19 protein-coding genes and 1 tRNA gene are annotated in these 22,764 nt (G+C 62.3%); 16 read left to right on the forward strand and 4 right to left on the reverse strand.

Annotated features, from left to right (window positions below; translation table 11 throughout):
• Positions 1-260: 260 nt before the first annotated feature.
• On the reverse strand, positions 261-1,052 hold the full coding sequence (locus tag HBO24_RS27190; protein WP_057439676.1) for a MipA/OmpV family protein: 792 nt from the start codon (positions 1,050-1,052) through the stop codon (positions 261-263).
• A 92-nt stretch (positions 1,053-1,144) separates the two neighbouring features.
• Complete coding sequence (locus HBO24_RS27195) at positions 1,145-2,032, reverse strand: LysR family transcriptional regulator (protein ID WP_057439675.1); 888 nt, start codon at positions 2,030-2,032, stop codon at positions 1,145-1,147.
• Between the two features lie 131 nt (positions 2,033-2,163).
• Here HBO24_RS27195 and HBO24_RS27200 point away from each other — a divergent pair, with 131 nt between their 5' ends.
• The 14 genes from HBO24_RS27200 (at position 2,164) to HBO24_RS27265 (ending at position 18,737) form a co-directional block, all read left to right on the forward strand.
• Positions 2,164-2,982: a MaoC family dehydratase N-terminal domain-containing protein gene (locus HBO24_RS27200; RefSeq protein ID WP_057439650.1), complete on the forward strand. Its 819-nt coding sequence runs from the start codon at positions 2,164-2,166 to the stop codon at positions 2,980-2,982.
• Between the two features lie 28 nt (positions 2,983-3,010).
• On the forward strand, positions 3,011-4,174 hold the full coding sequence (locus HBO24_RS27205; RefSeq protein WP_057439649.1) for an acyl-CoA dehydrogenase family protein: 1,164 nt from the start codon (positions 3,011-3,013) through the stop codon (positions 4,172-4,174).
• Positions 4,175-4,184: 10 nt separating this feature from the next.
• A complete protein-coding gene (locus tag HBO24_RS27210; protein WP_057439648.1) occupies positions 4,185-5,534 on the forward strand; it encodes an MmgE/PrpD family protein in 1,350 nt (449 codons plus the stop codon).
• Between the two features lie 9 nt (positions 5,535-5,543).
• Positions 5,544-6,740 carry a CaiB/BaiF CoA-transferase family protein gene (locus HBO24_RS27215; protein ID WP_170060712.1) on the forward strand — a complete coding sequence of 399 codons (1,197 nt, stop codon included), beginning with the start codon at positions 5,544-5,546 and terminating at the stop codon, positions 6,738-6,740.
• 14 nt (positions 6,741-6,754) lie between these two features.
• Positions 6,755-7,564, forward strand: a complete 810-nt coding sequence (locus HBO24_RS27220; RefSeq protein WP_057439646.1) for a CoA ester lyase — start codon at positions 6,755-6,757, stop codon at positions 7,562-7,564.
• 152 nt (positions 7,565-7,716) lie between these two features.
• Positions 7,717-8,700 carry a TRAP transporter substrate-binding protein gene (locus tag HBO24_RS27225; protein WP_057439645.1) on the forward strand — a complete coding sequence of 328 codons (984 nt, stop codon included), beginning with the start codon at positions 7,717-7,719 and terminating at the stop codon, positions 8,698-8,700.
• Positions 8,701-8,866: 166 nt separating this feature from the next.
• Entirely contained in the window at positions 8,867-9,499 is a 633-nt protein-coding gene (locus HBO24_RS27230) for a TRAP transporter small permease (RefSeq protein WP_057439644.1), read from the forward strand.
• Positions 9,499-10,779, forward strand: a complete 1,281-nt coding sequence (dctM, locus tag HBO24_RS27235; protein ID WP_057439643.1) for a C4-dicarboxylate TRAP transporter large permease protein DctM — start codon at positions 9,499-9,501, stop codon at positions 10,777-10,779. Before HBO24_RS27230 ends, dctM begins: the two co-directional genes overlap by 1 nt.
• A gap of 110 nt (positions 10,780-10,889) precedes the next feature.
• Positions 10,890-13,070 (forward strand): NosR/NirI family protein, encoded by a 2,181-nt coding sequence (locus tag HBO24_RS27240; protein WP_170060713.1) that lies wholly within the window; start codon positions 10,890-10,892, stop codon positions 13,068-13,070.
• A 38-nt stretch (positions 13,071-13,108) separates the two neighbouring features.
• Entirely contained in the window at positions 13,109-15,031 is a 1,923-nt protein-coding gene (gene nosZ, locus HBO24_RS27245) for a TAT-dependent nitrous-oxide reductase (protein WP_057439642.1), read from the forward strand.
• A 190-nt stretch (positions 15,032-15,221) separates the two neighbouring features.
• Complete coding sequence (locus HBO24_RS27250; RefSeq protein ID WP_170060715.1) at positions 15,222-16,469, forward strand: nitrous oxide reductase family maturation protein NosD; 1,248 nt, start codon at positions 15,222-15,224, stop codon at positions 16,467-16,469.
• Positions 16,469-17,380, forward strand: coding sequence for an ABC transporter ATP-binding protein (locus tag HBO24_RS27255; RefSeq protein WP_057439674.1), 912 nt, complete (start codon positions 16,469-16,471; stop codon positions 17,378-17,380). The genes HBO24_RS27250 and HBO24_RS27255 overlap by 1 nt, the downstream gene beginning before the upstream one ends.
• A complete protein-coding gene (locus tag HBO24_RS27260) occupies positions 17,377-18,207 on the forward strand; it encodes an ABC transporter permease subunit (protein ID WP_057439640.1) in 831 nt (276 codons plus the stop codon). Before HBO24_RS27255 ends, HBO24_RS27260 begins: the two co-directional genes overlap by 4 nt.
• Positions 18,204-18,737 (forward strand): nitrous oxide reductase accessory protein NosL, encoded by a 534-nt coding sequence (locus HBO24_RS27265; protein ID WP_057439639.1) that lies wholly within the window; start codon positions 18,204-18,206, stop codon positions 18,735-18,737. The genes HBO24_RS27260 and HBO24_RS27265 overlap by 4 nt, the downstream gene beginning before the upstream one ends.
• A 206-nt stretch (positions 18,738-18,943) precedes the next feature.
• Here the strand turns inward: HBO24_RS27265 and HBO24_RS27270 are convergent, their stop codons facing one another.
• On the reverse strand, positions 18,944-20,230 hold the full coding sequence (locus HBO24_RS27270) for an MFS transporter (RefSeq protein ID WP_057439638.1): 1,287 nt from the start codon (positions 20,228-20,230) through the stop codon (positions 18,944-18,946).
• Between the two features lie 143 nt (positions 20,231-20,373).
• Between HBO24_RS27270 and ggt the strand changes: the two genes are divergently transcribed.
• Together ggt and HBO24_RS27280 are read left to right on the forward strand one after the other, a co-directional pair.
• Positions 20,374-22,098, forward strand: a complete 1,725-nt coding sequence (gene ggt, locus HBO24_RS27275; RefSeq protein WP_057959811.1) for a gamma-glutamyltransferase — start codon at positions 20,374-20,376, stop codon at positions 22,096-22,098.
• A 229-nt stretch (positions 22,099-22,327) separates the two neighbouring features.
• Positions 22,328-22,401: transfer RNA gene (locus tag HBO24_RS27280), tRNA-Cys, on the forward strand.
• 271 nt (positions 22,402-22,672) lie between these two features.
• Here the strand turns inward: HBO24_RS27280 and HBO24_RS29860 are convergent.
• The coding region (locus tag HBO24_RS29860) for an IS3 family transposase (protein WP_332875105.1) at positions 22,673-22,764 on the reverse strand (92 nt) is incomplete at its 5' end.

Raw genomic sequence — 22,764 nt, forward strand, 5'->3', positions numbered from 1 at the left:
CGATCGCGGCGGGCCCACGGAGCAATGCCTGACTGCGGGCATGCCGAGCCTAGGCGAGGCACCGAGTGGTGGGGCAAAAGCGCTTTGGTTACTTTCGCGCTCTTCGAAAGTGACCCGCCGTAAGGGCGGAACCAATAGCCGCCGTGACCGCAGCAACGGATATGTACACCCCCCCCCAACAACCCAAAAAGAGCGAATGACCATCGCAGCAATGGAGCGACCGGCAAGCCAGCCCCCCCCTGTCTGATCGGGTTTGCAAATCAAAAGCTGTAGTTCAGCACACCCATCACCGAGGTTTGCATCCGGCGTTCCACAATCGGGCTTTTGCCGGCATCCCCCGACAAATACTGCACATCCAGCAAGGTAGAGAACGTTGTGTGGTCGCCCAGCGGCACGCTCCAATCGAGGTTCAAGCCCCGGCTGACCATCCCACCCTTGGCGTCATACGCGCGAAAGCGGCTGTGCTGGGCCTGGCCGGGGGTGACGCCGTACCAGGTGCGCACATAGTTGCCATCGCCAAAGAGGCTATTGAGGCTGGCGTCCACGGTGCCGTAGTCACCGTCATACAGGTTGGTGCCAATGCTCAGCTCCAGGGAGGTAAACGCCTTGCCGCTGTCTTTTTTATCGTCTTGCTCCAGCGCATGCTCCAGGGTCGCGCCCAGCACGGCCGTGCCCAAGGTGTAGCTGGCACTCACACCGAACTGCGGTCGCGACTTGATTTGGCCCATGCCCCTGAGCCGGTCGGAGCCCAGGCTGGTGCTTTTCTTCTGGTCCTTGCGCGCAGTGCTGGCGCCGACATAGGCACTGAAACTGAGGTTGTCATCCTCATAACCCCAGCCCAGCCCCTTGTTGGTATCGAGAAAAATCCCCCACGGGCTGACGACGTTTGCGCCCAGCAATGGCGCGGTCATACGCTCATTGCTGCCGCTGTAACGCGGCAGGTTGGCCGCCCCGGCTTGCAGGCTGTATTGCCAGTCGGCGGCGGCTGACAGTTGGGTGCAGGTGATCAGGCACACAGAAGTGGCAGCGAGGTAAATCGTTTTTGAACGCATGATGGCCTTCGTCATTCCAAGGAAGGCTCAAATCCTAGGGACGGCGTGGGCAGGGGTCTTTGACAGCTTTGTCGGGAAACTGTCAAAGACTGTTAAGCGGCTGGCATCAGGGTCGCAATCAGTGCGCGGATCGCGCCCGGCAGGGCATCCAGTTCGCGTACCAGGATGCTGCGTTCGCGCACCGCCCAGCTTTCATCAAGCTTGATGGTCACCAGTTGCATGGTCCGGCTGTGCCGCACGGCGGCGGACTCGGGGATGATGCCAATGCCGACCCCGGCCTCGACCATCCGGCAGATCGCTTCAAAACTCGACATCTGGATGCGCAGGGACAGTTGCTTGCCCAGGCGCTCGACGTGTTCACGCAAGAAACTGAGCAAGGTGCTGCCCTCGTGCAGGCCGATATGCTGATAGGCCAGGGTCTGCTCCAGGGTCACCGACGGCTGGTTGGCCAGGGGATGGCCCACCGGCACCGTCAGCACCAGGTGGTCAGTGCTGAAGTGCAAGACCTGCAAGCCCGGCGCCTGCACGGGCCCGGCGATGATGCCCATGTCGCTGGTGCCGTCGAGCACCCCGCGCACGATGTCACGGGACAGGCGTTCTTGCAGGTCGACCGTTACGCCGGGGCGCTGGGAGAGGAAGCCGGCGAGGATTTCCGGGAGAAACTCGGTGACTGCGGTGGTATTGGCAAAGATGCGGATATGCCCGGCTGAGTCGGCGCCATATTGGGTGAATTCGCTTTTCAGGTAATCGACCTGGCGCATGATCAGTCGCGCGTGATGCAGCAGCCGTTCACCGGCCGGGGTGACTTCCACGCCGCGACTGTCACGGTACAGCAGGCGCGTATCCAACTGGCCCTCCAGGGCCTTGATCCGTGCACTGGCGGCTGCCGGCGAGAGGAACGCACGCTTGGCGCCCTGGGTCAGGCTGGGGGATTCGGCGATATGGATAAACAGGCGCAGGTCGGCCAGGTCGAAGTGCATGCAAGGCTCCCAGGTGAGGATAGCGGCGTTCAGCATAACCGAACGCTGGTTTATTGAAATGCAAATTCTCAGAACGGCCAGGCGCTTGCATGATCCGGGGCAGACACTCACTGCCCGAGGACCTGCCCCCGATGAGCGCCACTGATTGGATTGGCCGAAGCGAAACCGCCCACGACCATTTGAGCCGTAACCTACTCAAGCGTATTGCCGCCACCTTCGGCGAGGCGGTGCCGGACGACGGAGCAGATTTACCGCCGCTATGGCAGTGGTGCTTCTTCCAGGACCCGCTGGCGGAAACCGCCCTGGGCGCCGACGGCCACCCGGCCCGTGGCGGGTTCCTGCCGCCGGCCGATAACCGCAACCGCATGTGGGCCGGTGGGCGTATCGAGTTCCTGCACGCCTTGCGTGCCGGTGAGTCGGCGACCCGCGTGTCGACCATCACCCAGGTCGAGGAAAAGACAGGGCGCAGCGGTTCGTTGCTGTTTGTCACCGTGCGCCACGACTACTCCCAGGAGGGCCGCCTGGCAATCCGTGAGGAACAGGACATCGTCTACCGCGAGCCCACACCGCCCAAGGCCGGCAGCGGCGATGCCCTGGCCCGGGGCGAGTGGGTTGAGGTGATCGAGCCCACGCCCACCTTGCTGTTCCGCTACAGCGCCGTGACCTTCAACGGTCACCGCATCCACTACGACTACCCCTACGTGACCGGCAGTGAAGGCTATGCAGGGCTGGTGGTGCATGGGCCGCTGATCGCCACCTTGAGCCTGCGCGCCTTCTGCCGGACACATCCCGAAGCCACCTTGCGCCGTTTTGCCTATCGCGGCGTGCGCCCGTTGATTGCGCCGCAGCCGTTTGAGGTGGGCGGGCGGGTGACGGCGTCAGGTGTCGCACAGCTGTGGGCCGGTAACGCTGCTGGCTTGGCGCAGCAGGCTGAAGTGCATTTCGAATAATCCAAGAACAACAGGCGGAGAGCCGTTAATGAACCCCAATGACAACGAAGAACTCAACGCCATCCGCGAAGGCGTGCGTGCCTTGTGCGCTGAATTCGACGCCGCTTACTGGCGCAAAGTCGATGAAGAAAAGGGTTTCCCCGAAGCCTTCGTCAAGGCCCTGACGGACGCCGGCTGGCTGTCGGCGATGATTCCCGAGGAATACGGCGGCTCCGGCCTGGGCCTGGCCGAAGCCTCGGTGATCCTTGAAGAGGTCAACCGCTGCGGCGGCAACTCCGGCACCGTCCACGGGCAGATGTACAACATGTTCACCCTGTTGCGCCATGGCAGCGAGGCGCAAAAGCGCTTCTACCTGCCCAAGCTGGCCAGCGGCGAACTGCGTCTGCAGTCCATGGGCGTCACCGAGCCCACCACCGGCACCGACACCACCAAGATCAAGACCACCGCGATTCGGCGCGGCGACAAATACGTGATCAACGGGCAAAAGGTGTGGATCTCGCGGGTGCAGCATTCTGACTTGATGATCCTGCTGGCGCGTACCACGCCGCTGGCCGAGGTGAAGAAAAAGTCCGAAGGCATGTCGATCTTCCTGGTGGATCTGCGCGCGGCCATCGGCAACGGCCTGACCGTGCAGCCCATCGCCAATATGGTCAACCACGAGACCAACGAGCTGTTCTTCGACAACCTAGAACTGCCCCTCGACAGCTTGATCGGTGAGGAGGGCAAGGGCTTCAAATACATCCTCGACGGTCTCAACGCCGAACGTACGCTGATTGCCGCCGAATGCATCGGCGACGGCCGCTGGTTTATCGAAAAGGCCAGCGCCTATGCCCGCGACCGCGTGGTGTTTGGCCGGCCCATCGGGCAGAACCAGGGGGTGCAGTTCCCGATTGCCGAAGCCCATATCGAAATCGAGGCGGCGGACCTGATGCGCTGGCGTGCCTGCGAGGAATACGACCGCGGCGCCAATGCCGGGGCCAGTGCCAATATGGCCAAGTACCTGGCAGCCAAGGCATCCTGGGAAGCGGCCAACGCCTGCCTGCAAACCCACGGCGGCTTCGGGTTTGCCTGCGAGTACGACGTGGAGCGCAAATTCCGCGAGACGCGCCTGTACCAGGTGGCGCCGATCTCCACCAACCTGATCCTGTCGTACGTGGCCGAGCATCTGCTCGAGCTGCCACGCAGCTTCTGAGGGCCTGAGCATGAGCCATACCCAAGCCTTGTGCCGGTTCCTCGCCGAGTTGAATGACGCGCAATTGCCCGACGCGGTGCTGGCGCGTACCGAAGAACTGTATCTGGATTGGCTGGCCTCGGCGCTGGCCAGCCAAGGCTCGCACCCGATTCCCTTGTTTGAGCGCTATGCACAAAAGATGGGCCCGGCCACCGGGCCTTCGCAGATAATCGTCAACGGTGGCAGCAGCAGCGCGTATTTTGCCGCGTTGGTCAACGCCGCCTCGTCGCACCTGGTGGAGCAGGATGACCTGCACAACAGCTCGGTACTGCACCCGGCGACGGTGGTGTTTCCCGCCGCCCTGGCCGCCGCGCAAGACCTCGGCAAATCCGGCCGCGAATTGTTGCTGGCCTCGGTGGCCGGTTATGAGGCCGGGATTCGCATCGGCGAGTTCATGGGCCGTTCCCATTACCGCATCTTCCACACCACGGCCACGGTCGGCACCCTGGCGGCGGCGGTGGCCGTGGGCAAGTTGCTGGACTTCAACGAAGAGCAATTCATCAACCTGCTCGGCAGCGCCGGCACCCAGGCTGCCGGGCTCTGGGAGTTCCTGCGCGATGCGGCTGATTCCAAGCAGTTGCACACTGCCAAGGCTGCCGCGGATGGCTTGCTGGCCGCGTACCTGACGGCGGATGGCCTGAGCGGTGCGCGCAATATCCTCGAAGGCGACCAGGGTTTGGCGGCCGGCATGTCCACTGACGCCGAGCCGGGCAAATTGTCCGCGGGCCTCGGTAGCCGCTGGGCGCTGCTGGAAACCTCGTTCAAGTTCCACGCTTCGTGCCGCCATACCCACCCGGCCGCCGACGCGTTGCTGGACTTGATGCAGCGCGAAGGGCTGGCCGCTGCGGATATCGCCAAGGTCGAAACCCGCGTCTACCAAGGCGCCATTGATGTGCTCGGCCGCGTGACAGTGCCGGCCACCGTACACCAGGCCAAATTCTCCATGGGCACCGTGCTCGGCCTGATTGCTGTGCATGGCAAGGCCGGGCTCACTGAGTTTCACCAGTGGGCCCTGAGCGATCCGGCCGTCGCTGCGTTCCGCGACAAGGTCAGCATGCGCCTCGACCGCGAAGTCGACGATGCCTATCCGCAACGCTGGCTGGGCCGCGTCACCGTTACCAGCGTCGATGGCCGCACGTTGCACGGCGCGATTGACGAACCCAAGGGCGACCCCGGCAACACCCTGGACCGTGGGCAGTTGGCGGACAAGTTCCAGCGCCTCTGCCAGTTCAGCGGCGCCCGCACACCGGCCCAGGCCAGCGCCTTGATCGAAAAAGTCTGGAACCTGCGCAGCGCCGTATCCATGGCCCATTGGCTTTGAGGAATTGTCATGACTGCTAATCAACGACCGCTGGACGGCATCACCGTGGTCAGCCTGGAACACGCGATTGCTGCGCCGTTCTGTACCCGCCAACTGGCCGACCTGGGGGCGCGGGTGATCAAGATCGAACGCCCGGGCAGCGGTGATTTTGCCCGTGGCTACGACGAGCGCGTGCGCGGCCTGGCCTCGCATTTTGTGTGGACCAACCGCTCCAAGGAAAGCCTGACCCTGGACCTCAAGCAGGAGGAGGCCGGCGCTATCCTCGACACCTTGCTGGCCGATGCCGACGTGCTGGTGCAGAACCTTGCGCCCGGCGCGGCGGCGCGTATGGGGCTGTCGTTCGAGGCGCTGCAGGCGCGCTTTCCACGGCTGATTGTCTGCGATATTTCCGGCTACGGTGACGGCGGGCCCTACGAGAAGAAGAAAGCCTATGACCTGCTGATCCAGAGCGAAGGCGGTTTTCTTTCGGTGACCGGTGGCCCTGGTGACGAGCAGATGGCCAAGGCCGGTTGTTCCATCGCGGATATCTCCGCCGGCATGTACGCCTACAGCGGCATCCTGTCGGCACTGCTGCTGCGCGGCAAGACCGGCAAGGGCAGCCGCATTGACGTGAGCATGCTGGAAAGCCTGGTGGAGTGGATGGGCTACCCGATGTACTACGCCTTCGACGGTGCCCCGCAGCCACCGCGTGCTGGCGCGGCGCATTCGACGATCTACCCCTACGGGCCGTTCCCCACGGGCGACGGCGGCACAGTGATGCTGGGTTTGCAAAACGAGCGCGAATGGGCGGCGTTCTGCGACAAGGTGCTGCTCACCCCGACGCTGGCGACGGATGAGCGCTTCTCGGCCAACTTCAAGCGTTCGGCCAACCGCGAAGTGCTGCGCCAGATCATTGTCGACAGCTTTGCCCAACTCGACACCGAAGCCGTGATCCAGCGCCTGGAACACGCGCAGATCGCCAGTGCGCGGGTCAACGATATGCAAGGCGTGTGGGACCACCCGCAACTCAAGGCCCGCGACAGCTGGCGTGACGTCGACAGCCCGGCCGGGCCGTTGCCGTCGTTATTGCCACCGGCGCGTAACGCCGCGTTTACCCCGCGTATGGACGGTGTACCGGGGCTGGGTCAGCACAGCCAGGGGATTCTCCAAGCGCTTGGCTACTCGGGCGAGGCCATCGACAACCTGCGCGCGCGCGGCGTTATCTAAAAAGGAGTTCAGTGATGCCTTTGATTCGTTCTGCCTTGTTCGTGCCGGGCAGCCGCCCGGAGCGCTTTGCCAAAGCGCTGGCCAGTGGTGCCGATGCGGTGATCGTGGATTTTGAAGACGCGGTGGAAGAACCGCTCAAGCGCCAGGCCCGGGATAACCTCGGTGCGTTTTTAACGGCCAACCCCGATGCCTGTGTGTGGGTACGCATCAATGCCCCGGAACACGCCGAGCACTTTGCCGATGTGGCGTTCTGCAAGGCCCACGGCAACGTGGCCGGGGTGCTGCTGCCGAAGGTGGAAAGTGCCGCCCAGGTGGCGGTGGTGGCCGCCACCGGCAAAGTCATCTGGCCGATTATCGAAAGCGCGCGAGGCCTGCTGGCGGTCGCAGAAATCGCCCATGCGCCGCAAGTGCAGCGCCTGTCGTTTGGTGGCCTGGACCTGGCGCTGGACCTGAACCTGAGCAGCCACTCGGCGGCGGCGAATTTCGCCCTCGATCAGGCGCGCCTGGCGCTGATCGTGCACTCGCGCGCCGCCGGCCTGGTGGCACCGCTGGACGGTGTGCACCCGGCCATCGACGACCCGGAGGGCCTGCGCCATTCGATCCGGCATGCCTATGAAATGGGCTTTGCCGGGGCGCTGTGCATCCATCCCAAGCAGGTGTCGGTGATCCATGAAGCCCTGGCGCCAAGCGCGGCGGACCTGGCCTGGGCACAACGGGTGGTAGAGGCCGGCGCCCATGGGGCAGGGGCCTACCAGATTGATGGGCAGATGGTGGATGCGCCGGTGTTACTGCGGGCCCAAAGGCTGCTGGCGGCACAGCCCTGACAAACCAAGCCAGTGACCACACTGGATAGGTATTGCTCCCAAGGCTGGTGTTCGGCTTGGCCGAACGCAGGGTTTAAAAATTTGAAATTCACTACATGCCTCACATCAGGCACCTTGCCTGAAACCACCACAACAATAAAAAGGTGATACCCATGCTCAAGCTTTCTCGGGCGCTGTTGTGCGCCGCCACGTTGTTTACCGCAGGCCTGGCCCAGGCGGCTGATCCGATCATCATCAAGTTCGCCCACGTGGTAGCGGAAAACACCCCCAAAGGCCAGGGCGCGCTGCTGTTCAAGAAACTTGCTGAAGAGCGCCTGGCGGGCAGGGTCAAGGTCGAGGTGTACCCCAACTCGTCGCTGTTCGGTGACGGCAAGGAGATGGAAGCGCTGCTGTTGGGCGACGTGCAAATGCTGGCGCCGTCCCTGGCCAAGTTCGAGCAATACACCAAGCAGGTGCAGATCTACGACCTGCCGTTTTTGTTCAACGACCTGGCCGCCGTCGACCGGTTCCAGGCCGCTGAAGGCAAGCAACTGCTGACGTCGATGCAGGACAAGAACATCCTCGGCCTGGCCTACTGGCACAACGGCCTCAAGCAACTGTCGGCCAACAAGGCCCTGCACGAGCCCAAGGATGCCCGCGGCCTGAAGTTCCGCGTGCAGGCCTCCAGCGTGCTGGAGGAACAGTTCAAGGCGATCCGCGCCAACCCGCGCAAGATGAGTTTTGCCGAGGTCTACCAGGGCTTGCAGACCGGCACGGTCAACGGCACCGAGAACACCTGGTCGAACTATGAAAGCCAGAAGGTCAACGAGGTGCAGAAGTACTTCACCGAATCCAACCACGGCCTGATCGACTACATGGTGATCACCAACGCCAAGTTCTGGAACGGCCTGGCGCCGGATATCCGCAGCAGCCTGGAACAGATCATGGGCGAGGTCACCGTCGAGGTGAACAAACAGGCCGAAGCGCTGAACCAGTCGGCCAAGCAGAAGATCGTCGACGCCAAGACCAGTGAAATCATCGAACTGACCCCCGCGCAACGCCAGCTGTGGCGCGAAGCCATGCGCCCGGTATGGCAGAAGTTCGAGGGGCCGATTGGCGCTGACCTGATCAAGGCCGCAGACGCGTCCAACCAATGATTTCGGGGTGTACCAAGATCCAATGGGGGAGCGGGCTTGCCCGCGAAGACGTCGGCCCGGCAAACATTGATGTTGACTGACCCACTGCTTTTGCGAGCAAGCCCGCTCCCACATTTTGACCCGGTTACCACCCCGACCACTCATCTCTGCTTCGTGAGGTTTTGCCATGCAATCCCTAAGGCGCGTCTGGGAGCACCTGGAGGAAGGTTTTATCGCCTTCCTGCTGGCCGCCATGACCCTGGTGACGTTTGTCTACGTCATGCTCAACAACATCTACACCCTGTTTTTTGCCCTGGCTGACAAGTGGGCCTGGAGCAGCGGTTTTTTCAACGCCCTGGGTGACGGCACCATGACCTGGGCCCAGGACATGACCTGGAGCGTCGCGCTGACCAAGGCGATGTTCGGCTGGCTGATTTTCTTCGGGATTTCCTATGGCGTGCGCACCGCCGGCCACCTGGGGGTGGATGCCCTGGTACGCCTGACGCCACGCCGGGTCCAGCGCCTGCTGGGGATGCTCGCGTGTCTGTGCTGCCTGGCCTACGCCGGGTTGTTCATGGTGGCCAGCTACAAGTGGGTGAGTGCGGTGCTGGCGGCCGGGATCGGGGCTGAAGACCTCGACCATTTCGGTCTTGAGGTCGGGCATATCGCGCTGATCGTGCCGATCGGCTTCGCCCTGGTGCTGATCCGCTACCTGGAAATTTTCTACCGCCTGTTCACCCACCGCCAGGTCGGGTTGGGGCTGGCCGATGAAGCCGGTGAAGCCAGCAAGTTGGCCGGCAGCCATAAGGAGCGTGACTGATGGCCATTCTCTGTCTGTTTTTGCTGCTGTTGGTGTTTATGTTTCTCGGCGTGCCCATCGCTATTTCCCTGGGGTTGTCGGGGGCGATGTCGATCCTGATGTTCAGCCAGGACTCGTTAAGCTCCCTGGCGATCAAGCTGTTTGAAACCAGTGATGCCTACACCTTCCTGGCGATTCCGTTCTTCCTGCTGTCGGGGGCGTTCATGACCACCGGCGGCGTGGCGCAACGCTTGATCGACTTCGCCAACGCCTGTGTCGGCCATATCCGTGGCGGCCTGGCGATTGCGGCGGTGCTGGCGTGCATGCTGTTTGCTGCGCTGTCGGGTTCATCGCCGGCGACGGTGGCGGCGGTGGGGTCGATTGCCGTGGCCGGTATGGTGCGCTCCGGTTACCCCAAGGAGTTTGGCGCGGGGATCATCTGTAATGCCGGGACCCTTGGCATCCTGATTCCGCCCTCCATCGTGATGGTGGTGTATTCGGCGGCGACGGAAACCTCGGTGGGCAAGCTGTTTATGGCGGGGGTGATCCCCGGCTTGCTGCTGGGCCTGATGCTGATGATCGCGATCTACATCGTGGCGAGGATCAAAAAGCTGCCGGCACAACCCCGGGCGACCTTTGCCCAGTGGCTGGGCTGTGCGCGCCGTGCGTTCTGGGGCCTGTTGCTGCTGGTGATCATCCTCGGCGGTATCTACAGCGGCATGTTCACCCCCACTGAAGCCGCAGCGGTGGCGGCGGTGTACTCGGCGTTTGTCGCGCTGTTTGTGTACAAGGACATGCGCTTGAGGGATTGCCCCAAGGTGCTGCTGGAGTCTGGGCGCCTGTCGATCATGCTGATGTTCATCATCGCCAACGCCATGCTGTTTGCCCATGTGTTGACCACCGAACAGATCCCGCAGGAAATCACGGCCTGGGTCATTTCCGAAGGGCTGACGCCGATTGGCTTCTTGCTGATGGTCAACGTGGTGCTGTTGATTGCCGGCAGCTTTATGGAGCCCTCGGCCATTGTGCTGATCCTGGCGCCGATCTTCTTCCCGATCGCGATGAAGCTGGGCATCGACCCGATTCACCTGGGGATTGTGATGGTGGTGAACATGGAAATCGGCCTGGTGCATCCGCCCGTTGGGTTGAACCTGTTTGTGACCTCGGCGGTGACCGGCCTGACCCTGGGCCAGACGATCCGCGCGGCGATGCCATGGTTGATGATTCTCCTGGCGTTCCTGATCCTGGTGACGTACGTGCCGTTTATCTCACTGGCGCTGCCGCAGTGGTTGGGTATGTAGCCAGCGCCCAAACGCCGCACCGCCCCCAGACTTGATTTCAATCAAGGGCTCACTGGCCAGCTGCCACCTACCATCGACTTCATATTCCGGCCGTTGAAGTCAGTGAGCCCATGAACCGCACCAAGCCCTCGGCCCTCGCTACCCTGGCCGCAAGTCCCGTCACCTGGTTGGTTGTCCTGGTGCTGCTGTTCAGCCTGGCCGGCCCGGCCCAGGCCAAGTCCTACGGCGCGATTGAACAACAGCGCATCGACAAGATTTTCCCGCAGACCGACGCCATTTCCGCCGCCGAAGGCAAGTTCAAGGTGCGCACGCTGTTGGCCAAAGGCGCGGTCATCGGCTATGTGTTCCAGAGCCTGGACGTGGTGGACATCCCGGCGTATTCCGGCAAACCGATCAACACCCAGGTGATCCTCGACCGGGCCGGGGTGATCCGTGATGCCTATGTGCTGGAGCACCACGAGCCGATTCTGTTGATCGGCATTCCCGAGGCCAAGCTGCATGACTTCACCGCCCGCTACAGCGGGATCAACGTCAAGCAACGGGTGGTGGTGGGGCACTCCAGCGACAGCCAGGCGGTGACCGTGGATGCGGTGGCCGGCGCTACTGTCACGGCCATGGTGGTCAATGAGGTGATCATGCGCGCCGCCCACGAAGTGGCGGTGTCGCTCAAGCTGATCGAGGACAAGGCCAGTACCGCGCAGAAAGTCGCGTTGGTGCGCGCTGACCTGTTCGAGCCGGCCAACTGGGCGCAGTTGACCGGCAACGGCGCGTTGCGCCGCCTGCACCTGACGCGCGGGCAAGTAGACGCGGCCTTCAAGGGCACCGAGGCCGAAGGCGTGGAAGTGGCGGCGCCGGGGCAGGTCGACGAGACCTTTATTGACCTGTATGTGGCCGATCTCAACGCGCCGACCATCGGCCGCAACCTGTTGGGAGACGCGCAATACCGGGTGCTGATGCAGGGCCTCAAGCCCAGCGAGCAGGCCATCGCGGTGCTGGGGCGCGGGTTGTTTTCGTTCAAGGGCTCGGGCTACGTGCGCGGCGGGATTTTTGATCGGGTGCAATTGCGCCAGTTCGGCAATGTCATCAGCTTCCGCGATATGGACCACCAGCGCCTGTATGACGTGTTCGCCGAGGGCATACCCGAGTTCGACGAGATGTCGGTGTTTATCGTGCGCCCCCAAGCCGGGTTCGACCCTGGCTCGGCCTGGACCCTGGAGCTGCTGGTACGGCGCCAGACCGGCCCGGTCAGCGGCACCTTCAGCAGTTTTGAATTGCCCTACCAGATGCCCGAGGCGTACCTGGAGCGCCCGTTGCCGACTGCCGCCGAGCAGGCTGCCATCGACGAAGCGAATCGGCCGATGTGGCTGACGATCTGGTACCAGAAACACGTGCAGATCCTGATCCTGGGCGCCGCCCTGGTACTGCTGACGGTGATTCTGTTTTTGCAGGACAGCCTGGCCCGGCGCCCGCGCCTGTTGCATTGGGTACGCCGTGGCTACCTGCTGTTTACCGTGGTGTTTATCGGCTGGTACGCCCTGGGGCAGCTGTCGGTGGTCAATGTGCTGACCTTTGTGCATGCGCTGTTCCAGCAGTTCCGCTGGGAGCTGTTCCTCACCGACCCGCTGATCTTCATGCTCTGGGTATTCACCGCCGCCAGCATCCTGCTGTGGGGCCGAGGTGTGTTCTGCGGCTGGTTGTGCCCGTTCGGGGCGCTGCAGGAGTTGATCAACGAGGCGGCGCGCAGGCTCAAGGTACGCCAGTTCGAGCTGCCGTTTGCCGTGCATGAGCGGCTGTGGGCGATCAAGTATTTGATCCTGCTGGGGCTGTTTGGCTTGTCTCTGGAGTCGATGGCCACCGCCGAACGGTTTGCCGAAGTGGAGCCGTTCAAGACCGCCATCACCCTGCATTTCGACCGCCAGTGGTGGTTCGTGCTGTACGCGGTGGCGCTGCTGGTGATCAACCTGTTCACGCGCAAAGTCTACTGCCGCTACATCTGCCCGCTGGGCGCCGCGCTGGCGATCCCCAGCAAGTTCAGGCTGTTCGACTGGCTCAAACGGCGCAAAGAGTGTGGCGATCCGTGCCAGTTGTGCGCCAAGGAATGCGAGATCCAGGCAATTCACCCCGACGGCCATATCAACGCCAATGAATGCCACTACTGCCTGGATTGCCAGATGACTTGGCACAACGACCACAAATGCCCGCCACTGATCAACCAGCGCAAGAAACGCAACAAGGCCGCACCCGTCACTGGGCAATTGATCCCGGTGGTGCAGGTGGCGGTGCCTGAATGACGGCCTTGGGCACTCACTTTTCCCATCTGGAGCACATCATGAACGACAGCGAATCGAAAAAAGCCGGGGCCACCCCGGAACCTGAAGGCATGAGCCGGCGTGGCTTCCTTGGCACCGGCGCAGTCACCGGCGCGGTGCTGGCAGGGGCCTCGGCCCTCGGTGGTACGGTGTTTACCCGCGAGTCCTTTGCGGCGGCGGCCAAGGAAGCCAAGTCGAAGATTCATGTGGGCCCAGGGGAGCTGGATCAGTACTACGGTTTCTGGAGCGGCGGCCACCAGGGTGAGGTGCGGGTACTCGGTGTGCCGTCGATGCGTGAACTGATGCGTATCCCGGTGTTCAACGTCGATTCCGCCACCGGCTGGGGCCTCACCAACGAGAGCAAGCGCATCCTGGGCGAGGGCGCCAAGTACCAGAACGGCGATTGCCATCACCCGCACCTGTCCACCACCGATGGCCGCTACGACGGCAAATACCTGTTCATCAACGACAAGGCCAACACCCGCGTGGCGCGGATCCGCCTGGACATCATGAAGTGCGACAAGATCGTCACCGTGCCCAACGCCCAGGCGATCCACGGCCTGCGCCTGCAAAAGGTGCCGTACACCAAGTACGTGTTCTGCAACGCCGAGTTCATCATCCCGCACCCCAATGACGGCCACACCTTCGACCTGCAGGACAAGAACAGCTTCACCATGTTCAACGCGATCGACGCCGAGAAGATGGAAATGGCCTTCCAGGTCATCGTTGACGGCAACCTCGACAACGCCGACATGGACTACACCGGCAAATACGCGGCGGCCACCTGCTACAACTCGGAGAAAGCCTCCGACCTGGGCGGCATGATGCGCAACGAGCGCGACTGGGTGGTGGTGTTCAACATCCCGCGCATCGAGGCGGCGATCAAGGCCGGCAAGTTCATCAACCTCGACGGCGTCAAGGTGCCGGTGGTGGACGGGCGCAAGGGCGATGATGGCAAGGACAGCGAATTCACCCGCTATATCCCGGTGCCAAAGAACCCCCACGGCTGCAATACCTCGCCGGACGGCAAGTACTTTATCGCCAACGGCAAGCTGTCGCCGACCTGCACCATCATTGCCATCGACAAGCTCGACGACCTGTTCAGCGACAAGATCAAAGACCCGCGCGGCGTGGTGGTCGGCGAGCCGGAGCTGGGCCTGGGCCCGCTGCACACCACCTACGATGGCCGGGGCTTTGCCTACACCACGCTGTTTATCGACAGCCAGGTGGTCAAGTGGAACATCGCCGAAGCCATCCGTGCCTACGGCGGCGAGAAGGTCAACTACATCAAGCAGAAGCTCGATGTGCACTACCAACCCGGCCACAACCACGCCTCGCTCACCGAGACCCGGGATGCCGACGGCCAATGGCTGGTGGTCCTGAGCAAATTCTCCAAGGACCGCTTCCTGCCGACCGGCCCGCTGCACCCGGAAAACGACCAGTTGATCGACATCTCGGGCGATGAAATGAAACTGGTCCACGACGGCCCGACCTTCGCCGAACCCCACGACTGTGTCATGGCGCGGCGTGACCAGATCAAGACCAAGAAAATCTGGGAACGCAACGACCCCTTCTTCGCCGAAACCGTGGCCATTGCGGCCAAGGACGGGATCAAGCTGGAGACCGATAACAAGGTGATCCGCGACGGCAAGAAAGTGCGGGTGTACATGACGTCCATGGCGCCGACCTATGGCCTGACGGAGTTCACCGTCAAGCATGGCGATGAGGTCACTGTGACCATCACCAACATCGACCAGATCGAGGACGTGACCCACGGCTTTGTCATGACCAACCATGGCGTGAGCATGGAAATCAGCCCGCAGCAGACCTCTTCCATCACCTTCATTGCCGACAAACCGGGGCTGCATTGGTACTACTGCAGCTGGTTCTGCCATGCGCTGCATATGGAGATGGTGGGGCGGATGTTGGTCGAGCGCACTTAACGGCGAGCACCAACCAATGTGGGAGCGGGCTTGCCCGCGATAGCGGCGGTTCAGCCACTGTTTTTGGTGGCTGGTACACCGCCATCGCAGGCAAGCCAGCTCTCACACCAGATCTGTGTCGCTCCACAGATTGGGCTTTGATCAAAAGGAAGACTCCGTGGCTCGACCCCGCACGTTATGGACCGGGTGTGTGTGGCTGCTATTTTCGGCCGCCGCCGGCGCTGCTGTACTGCCCATTACCGACCTGCCGTTGATCGCCGCAGGCCCGCAGCACTGGCGCCTGCCTGCCGGTGACTACCAGGGCTCCTTCAGCATCGACCAACCCCTGCAACTGACTTGCGAACCCGGTGCGGTGATCCACAGCCAGGGCCTGGGTAATGGCTTGCTGATCAACGCTGCCGACGTCACCGTCGAGGGCTGCACCTTCCTCGACTGGGGCCATGACCTCACCGCGATGAACGCGGCCATCTTCATCCAGCCCAAGGCCCACGGCGCCCTGATCAAGAACAACCGCCTGCGCGGCCAGGGTTTTGGCGTGTGGGTCGATGGCACGGCGGATGTGAGCGTGATCGACAACCAGATCCAGGGCGACCCAACCATGCGCTCCCAGGACCGGGGCAATGGCATCCACCTGTACGCAGTCAAAGGCGCGCGGGTGATCGGCAACCAGGTGCGCGATGCCCGCGATGGCATCTACATCGACACCTCCAACGGCAACCTGCTGCAAGGCAACACCCTGGAAGACCTGCGCTACGGCATCCACTACATGTTCGCCAATGACAACCAGGTACTCGGCAATATCACCCGCCGCACCCGCACCGGCTATGCGCTGATGCAAAGCCGCAAGCTGACGGTAATCGGCAATCGCTCCGAGGAGGATCAGAACTACGGGATCCTGATGAACTACATCACCTATTCCACCTTGCGCGACAACGTGGTCAACGACGTGCGCGACGGCACAACCGGCGACACCATGATCACCGGGGCCGAAGGCAAGGCGTTGTTTATCTACAACTCGCTGTTCAACAGCATCGAACACAACCACTTCGGGCGCAGCGCGGTGGGCATTCACCTCACAGCTGGTTCCGAGGACAACCGGATTGCCAACAATGCCTTTGTCGGCAACCAGCGCCAGGTCAAGTACGTGGCCACCCGCTTGCAGGAATGGTCGGCAGATGGTCGCGGCAATTACTGGAGCGACTACCTGGGCTGGGACCGCAATAACGACGGCCTCGGGGATGTGGCCTACGAGCCCAACGATAACGTCGACCGTCTGCTGTGGCTGTATCCCCAGGTGCGCCTGTTGATGAACAGCCCTGGCATCGAGTTGCTGCGCTGGGTGCAGCGGGCGTTTCCGGTGATCAAGTCGCCGGGGGTGATGGACAGCCATCCGCTGATGCAAGACCCCACGCTTTCCCTGCTCAAGGAGCCTGCATGATGCCCGTTGTCGAAATCGAAGGCGTGACCCAGCGTTATGGGCACGCCACTGTGCTGCACGACTTGAGCCTGAGCCTGGCGCCCGGGGAAGTGCTGGGCCTGTTCGGCCATAACGGCGCGGGCAAGACCACCAGCATGAAACTGATCCTCGGCTTGTTGCAGGCAAGTAGTGGTCAGGTGCGGGTGTTCGGTCGCGCGCCCAGCGACCCTCATGTGCGGCAGATGCTCGGCTACTTGCCGGAAAACGTCACGTTCTACCCGCAACTCAGCGGCCTGGAAACCTTGCAGCATTTCGCCCGGCTCAAGGGCGCGCCGATGAGCCAGGTCCAGACCCTGCTCGAAGACGTCGGCCTGACGGTGGCGGCACGGCGGCGGGTCAAGACCTATTCCAAGGGCATGCGCCAGCGCCTCGGCCTGGCCCAGGCCCTGCTTGGCGAGCCGCGCCTGCTGCTGCTCGACGAGCCCACCGTGGGCCTCGACCCGATTGCCACCCACGACCTGTATCGCTTGCTCGACCGCCTGCGCGGGCAGGGCACCAGCATCATTCTCTGTTCCCATGTGTTGCCCGGTGTGGAGGCCCATATCAACCGCGCCGCCATCTTGACCCAGGGCCGTCTGCTGGCCCTCGGCACCCTGGCGGCGTTGCGCGAAGAGGCCGGGCTGCCCACCCTGATCCGCAGCAGCGGCCTGCAACGTGCGGCGCACTTGCAAAAAAGCTGGAGCGAGGCTGGCCACGTGACCCAGCGCTGGGGCGCGGAAGGGCTGCAAGTGGCGGCGTTGAATGGCAATAAATTGGACCTGCTGCGCCAGTTGCTCGACCAGGACAGCCCCAGCGATGTGGAAATTGTCGTGCCGTCCCTGGAAGACCTGTATCGCCATTACATGGACAGCCCTGTGGAGCGTGCCCAATGACGCCGATCTGGAACATGGCCCGCAAAGAATTCAGCGATGGCCTGCGCAACCGTTGGTTATTGGCCATCAGCCTGCTGTTTGCGGTGCTGGCCATCGGCATTGCCTGGCTCGGGGCCGCGGCGTCCGGGCAACTGGGCTTTACCTCGATCCCGGCAACCATCGCCAGCCTGGCCAGCCTGGCAACCTTCCTGATGCCGTTGATTGCGCTGCTGCTGGCCTATGACGCGATTGTCGGCGAGGACGAAAGCGGCACCTTGCTGCTGTTGCTCACCTATCCCCTGGGGCGCGGGCAGATCCTGCTCGGCAAGTTTGTCGGGCATGGGTTGATCCTGGCACTGGCGACCTTTATCGGATTCGGCTGCGCCATGCTCGCCATCGCGCTGCTGGTGGATGACGTCGAGTTCAGCCTACTGCTCTGGGCCTTTGGCCGCTTCATGCTGACCTCGACCTTGCTCGGCTGGGGCTTTTTGGGGCTGGCGTATGTGTTGAGCAGCGTCTCGGCGGAGAAATCCACGGCGGCTGGGTTGGCCCTGGGGGTGTGGTTCTTTTTTGTGTTGGTCTTCGACCTGGCGTTGCTGGCGCTGCTGGTGCTCAGCGAAGGCCAGTTCAGCCCGACGCTGCTGCCCTGGCTGTTGCTGTTCAACCCGGCGGATGTGTACCGCCTGATCAACCTGTCGGGTTTCGATGCCGGCCCCGCGTCCATGGGCGTGATGGCCCTGGGCGCAGACCTGGCGGTGCCGGAGGCGGCGTTGTGGCTGTGCTTGGCCGCGTGGGTCGCCGGGCCATTGGCCTGGGCCTACTGGCTGTTCGGCCGGCGCGCGGCATGAATTTTTTATCGGTGGAGCATGTAAACATGAAGATGGGGTTGGTTTTACTGTTGAGCCTGCTGTTGGTCGGTTGTGACAAACCGGTGGCGGCGGGGGTAGGTGACGGGCCGGTGGCGTTCCATCCGGCTGATGAGTGCCATGTGTGTGGCATGGTGATCAGCGAGTTCCCGGGGCCCAAGGGCGAGGTGGTGGAGCAGGGCGCGGCGAAGAAGTTTTGCTCTACGGCAGAAATGCTCGGCTGGTGGTTGCAGCCGGAAAACCATCATGCCCAGTCCAAGCTGTATGTGCATGACATGGGGCGCAGCCATTGGGATACCCCGGACGATGCCCATCTGATCGACGCCAAGACCGCCTACTACGTGCTCGGCACCGGGCTCAAGGGCGCCATGGGCGTGGTGCTGGCCTCGTTTGCCGAGCAGGCGGAGGCGCAGAAAATCGCGGCCGATACCGGCGGGCGGGTGCTGCGTTTCGAGGAGATTGACCTGGCACTGTTGCAGCAGCCGAGTGGCATGGGCCATAGCAGTCATTGAGCCCCCCTGTGGGAGCGGGTTTGCCCTAATGCCGATCAGTTAAGCGAACGCAACGCTCAAAGCAGTGAAGATCAAATGTGGGAGCGGGCTTGTCGGATCGCCGCATCGCCGCGAAGACGTCGGCCCAGCAAGCATTGATGTTGACTGACCCACTGCTTTCGCGAGCAAGCCCGCTCCCACAGGGGTATGTAGCTTCGCACTCGCTCCTAGCGGTTGACCAATTTCGCCGGCAACGCAATCACCAGCAAGCAACTGAGCAGCAAGCTGGCGGCAAAGAACCACATGGCTCCAGCGCTGCTGCCGGTGATATCTATCGCCAGGCCCATCAACGAGTTACTGACCAGCCCGGCGATATTTGCCAGGGAGCAGGCCAGGGCAAAGCCGGTGGCCGCCGCGGTGCCGGTGAGGAAGGTCGCCGGCAGGCTGAAAAACACCGGTACGGCGCCGAGGATTGCTGCCGAGGCCACGGCAAACAGGGCCACGGTGGCGACCACGTTATGGGTGAAGAACGTGCTGCCGGCCATGGCCACGGCGCCCACCACAAACGGCACGATAATGTGCCAACGGCGCTCGCGGTGTTTGTCGGAGCTGGCGCCGATCAGCAGCATGCCGGCCAGCGCGGCCACACTGGGCAGGGCGGTGAGCAGGCCGATATGGAAGGTGTCGCTGATCCCCGCGTTGCGGATCAGAGTCGGCATCCAGAAACCCATGGCGTAGGCACTGAGCAGGATCGAAAAGTCGATCCCGCCAAGCATCCACACCTTGAGGTTGAAGAACCCTTCGCGAAAACGCCGTGGGCTTTGACTGGCCTGGCTGTCATCGGCCTGCAACTGCTGTTGCAGCAGGGTCTTTTCGGCGGCTGACAACCATTTGGCCTGGTGATAGGTATTGGGCAACGCCCAGAACGCCAATACCCCCAACAGCACGCTGGGCAGGGCTTCAAGCAGGAACAGCCACTGCCAGCCGCGCAGGCCACCGATCTGGTCGAAGTGGCCCATGATCCAGCCGGACAACGGCCCGCCAATCACACTGGACAGCGGCAGGCCGATCATGAACAGCGCAATCACCCGGCCCCGGCGATGGGTGGGGAACCAGGTGGTCAGGTAATACAACACCCCCGGCAGGAACCCGGCTTCGGCGACGCCCAGCAAAAACCGCAGCACATAGAACTGCGTGGTGGAGGTGACCAGCAACGTGCAAGCCGACAGCAGGCCCCAGGTGATCATGATGCGCGCAATCCAGATCCGCGCGCCGACGCGCTCCAGGATCAGGTTGCTGGGTACTTCAAACAGGATATAGCCGACAAAAAACAGGCCGGCGCCCAGGCCGAACGCGGTTTCGCTGAACTGCAGCTGGTCTTGCATCTGCAACTTGGCAAAACCGATGTTGATGCGGTCCAGGTAGGCAGCCAGGTAGCAGAAGCACAGGAACGGGATCAGCTTCCAGGTGATCTTGTGGTACAGCGCGTGAATCGGGTCGGCGACCGTGGGCATCGGTGTGTCTCAGGGCAATGAGGAGGGCGGGGCGAATATAGCATTCCGTCACCGACACGCTCTGTCTGAAACGCGCCACCTGACTGGGGTTGCCGTGCGAAAGAAGCTACGTTTAATGCTTCTAATAAACAGAGTATCCACGGATGAACTACCAACCCCTTACCCGAACCTTGATAGCGACGGCCCTGGTCCTGACATTCAGTGGCGTGCAGGCCGCCTCCCAGGCCCCGGTGGCCGGCGAAAACGGCATGGTGGTGACGGCCCAGCATCTGGCCACCCATGTGGGTGTGGACGTGCTGAAGGCTGGCGGTAACGCCGTGGACGCGGCAGTGGCGGTGGGGTACGCCCTGGCGGTGGTCTACCCGGCTGCGGGCAACCTCGGCGGCGGTGGTTTCATGACCGTGCAACTGGCGGACGGGCGCAAGACCTTCCTCGACTTCCGTGAAAAAGCGCCGCTGGCGGCCACTGCCGACATGTACCTGGACAAGGACGGCAATGTCGTCCCCGGCCTCAGCGCCAAGGGCCACCTGGCGGTCGGCGTGCCCGGCACCGTCTCCGGGATGGAACTGGCCCTGAGCAAATACGGCACCCTCAAACGTGCCCAAGTGATCGCACCGGCGATCAAGCTCGCGGAAGACGGTTTTGCCCTCGACCAGGGCGATATCGACATGCTGCACAGCGCCACCGAAGAGTTCAAAAAAGACCAGGACCTGCGTGGCATCTTTCTCAATAAAGGCGAGCCGCTGCAGGTCGGGCAGAAGCTGGTGCAAAAAGACCTGGCCCGTACCTTGCGGGAAATTTCCGCTAAGGGCACCGATGGCTTCTACAAAGGCTGGGTGGCCAAGGCCATCGTCGACTCCAGCCAGGCCGGCAAGGGCATCATCGCCCAGGCCGACCTGGACAAATACCAGACCCGCGAGCTGGCGCCCATCGAGTGCGACTACCGTGGCTACCACGTGGTCTCGGCACCACCACCGAGCTCGGGCGGCCTGGTGATCTGCCAGATCATGAACATCCTCGAAGGCTACCCCATGGCCGAACTGGGCTACGGCTCGGCCCAAGGCACCCATTACCAGATCGAAGCCATGCGCCACGCCTACGTCGACCGCAACAGCTACCTGGGCGACCCCGACTTCGTGCAGAACCCGGTGGAACACCTGTTGGACAAGGACTACGCGGCCAAACTGCGCGCCGCCATCGACCCGCAAAAAGCCGGCGACTCCATGGCCATCAAACCCGGCGTTGCGCCCCATGAAGGCAGCAACACCACCCATTACTCCATCGTCGACAAATGGGGCAACGCGGTATCGGTGACCTACACCCTCAACGACTGGTTCGGCGCCGGCGTCATGGCCAGCAAGACCGGGGTCATCCTCAACGACGAAATGGACGACTTCACCGTCAAAGTCGGCGTGCCCAATATGTACGGGCTGGTCCAGGGCGAAGCCAACGCCATCGCCCCGGGCAAGGCACCCCTGTCGTCCATGAGCCCGACCATCGTGACCAAGGACGGCAAGGCCGTGATGGTCATCGGCACACCGGGCGGCAGTCGCATCATCACCGCCACCTTGCTGACCATCCTCAACGTCATCGACTACAAGATGAACATCCAGGAAGCCGTCAACGCCCCACGTTTCCACCAACAATGGATGCCCGACACCACCAACCTCGAAACCTTCGCCCTGAGCCCCGACACCCAGAAAATCCTCGAAAGCTGGGGCCATAAATTCGCCGGCCCCCAAGACGCCAACCACCTGGCCGCCATCCTCGTCGGCGCCCCGTCCCTGGACGGCAAGCCCGTGGGCAACAACCGCTTCTACGGCGCCAACGACCCACGGCGCAATACCGGACTGTCCCTGGGCTACTAAGCCCAGGCAGAGCAGGGGCCAACCGCCCCTGTTCTGCTCCACGGAAGAATATTTTTTGAAATCAAGGGCTTGCCAGCCCCGGCAAATCAGTACATAATTGCCGCCATCGAACGCACTGAGGCATAAAAAACTTCAATGTTTTCAATGAGATAGAGTAGAGGCAAGCTTCACATAGCCCACTCAAGTTTATATGCGGTGAATGTCAGTGGTTTGGGCATTGATCGTTTGAGGCCGAGTAGCAAAATGGTTATGCAGCGGATTGCAAATCCGCCTACGCCGGTTCGATTCCGACCTCGGCCTCCACTCTTAAAGCCCCGTAGATCAATGGTCTACGGGGTTTTTTATTGCCTGAGATTTGGTCATCGCTTCCGCAATTTTTCGGATCGCTTCCGCAACCCTACCTTTTTTCGGGAAATTGCAAGAATCCGTTATCGGTATGGCTCTCCTCGATTGGTCGTGGGGTTGTGCTCGAGACTAAGGGGCCTAAACGTCCACTAACGACCCTTTGCAGTCATTCATATAGTCCCCTTGAAGCGGTTTGGACTACCCCCGTTTCCGTAGACATTTTCCAGCCTCAAAGTGAGGCACTTTCAAAGGCCTCAGGACTGACGCCGCCCAGGTGACTGTGACGACGCGTTCGGTTGTAAAACGCCTCAATGTAATCGA

Origin of the sequence: Pseudomonas sp. WS 5410, from assembly GCF_012985645.1 — a bacterium.
Classification (GTDB): domain Bacteria; phylum Pseudomonadota; class Gammaproteobacteria; order Pseudomonadales; family Pseudomonadaceae; genus Aquipseudomonas; species Aquipseudomonas shahriarae.

Coding starts and splice junctions, on each gene's coding strand:
- HBO24_RS27240 (WP_170060713.1), top strand. CDS start 10,890: ATGAACCGCACCAAGCCCTCGGCCCTCGCTACCCTGGCCGCAAGTCCC.
- dctM (WP_057439643.1), top strand. CDS start 9,499: ATGGCCATTCTCTGTCTGTTTTTGCTGCTGTTGGTGTTTATGTTTCTC.
- HBO24_RS27215 (WP_170060712.1), top strand. CDS start 5,544: ATGACTGCTAATCAACGACCGCTGGACGGCATCACCGTGGTCAGCCTG.
- HBO24_RS27255 (WP_057439674.1), top strand. CDS start 16,469: ATGCCCGTTGTCGAAATCGAAGGCGTGACCCAGCGTTATGGGCACGCC.
- HBO24_RS27265 (WP_057439639.1), top strand. CDS start 18,204: ATGAATTTTTTATCGGTGGAGCATGTAAACATGAAGATGGGGTTGGTT.
- ggt (WP_057959811.1), top strand. CDS start 20,374: ATGAACTACCAACCCCTTACCCGAACCTTGATAGCGACGGCCCTGGTC.
- nosZ (WP_057439642.1), top strand. CDS start 13,109: ATGAACGACAGCGAATCGAAAAAAGCCGGGGCCACCCCGGAACCTGAA.
- HBO24_RS27210 (WP_057439648.1), top strand. CDS start 4,185: ATGAGCCATACCCAAGCCTTGTGCCGGTTCCTCGCCGAGTTGAATGAC.
- HBO24_RS27260 (WP_057439640.1), top strand. CDS start 17,377: ATGACGCCGATCTGGAACATGGCCCGCAAAGAATTCAGCGATGGCCTG.
- HBO24_RS27190 (WP_057439676.1), bottom strand. CDS start 1,052: ATGCGTTCAAAAACGATTTACCTCGCTGCCACTTCTGTGTGCCTGATC.
- HBO24_RS27205 (WP_057439649.1), top strand. CDS start 3,011: ATGAACCCCAATGACAACGAAGAACTCAACGCCATCCGCGAAGGCGTG.
- HBO24_RS27270 (WP_057439638.1), bottom strand. CDS start 20,230: ATGCCCACGGTCGCCGACCCGATTCACGCGCTGTACCACAAGATCACC.
- HBO24_RS27225 (WP_057439645.1), top strand. CDS start 7,717: ATGCTCAAGCTTTCTCGGGCGCTGTTGTGCGCCGCCACGTTGTTTACC.
- HBO24_RS27230 (WP_057439644.1), top strand. CDS start 8,867: ATGCAATCCCTAAGGCGCGTCTGGGAGCACCTGGAGGAAGGTTTTATC.
- HBO24_RS27195 (WP_057439675.1), bottom strand. CDS start 2,032: ATGCACTTCGACCTGGCCGACCTGCGCCTGTTTATCCATATCGCCGAA.
- HBO24_RS27200 (WP_057439650.1), top strand. CDS start 2,164: ATGAGCGCCACTGATTGGATTGGCCGAAGCGAAACCGCCCACGACCAT.
- HBO24_RS27220 (WP_057439646.1), top strand. CDS start 6,755: ATGCCTTTGATTCGTTCTGCCTTGTTCGTGCCGGGCAGCCGCCCGGAG.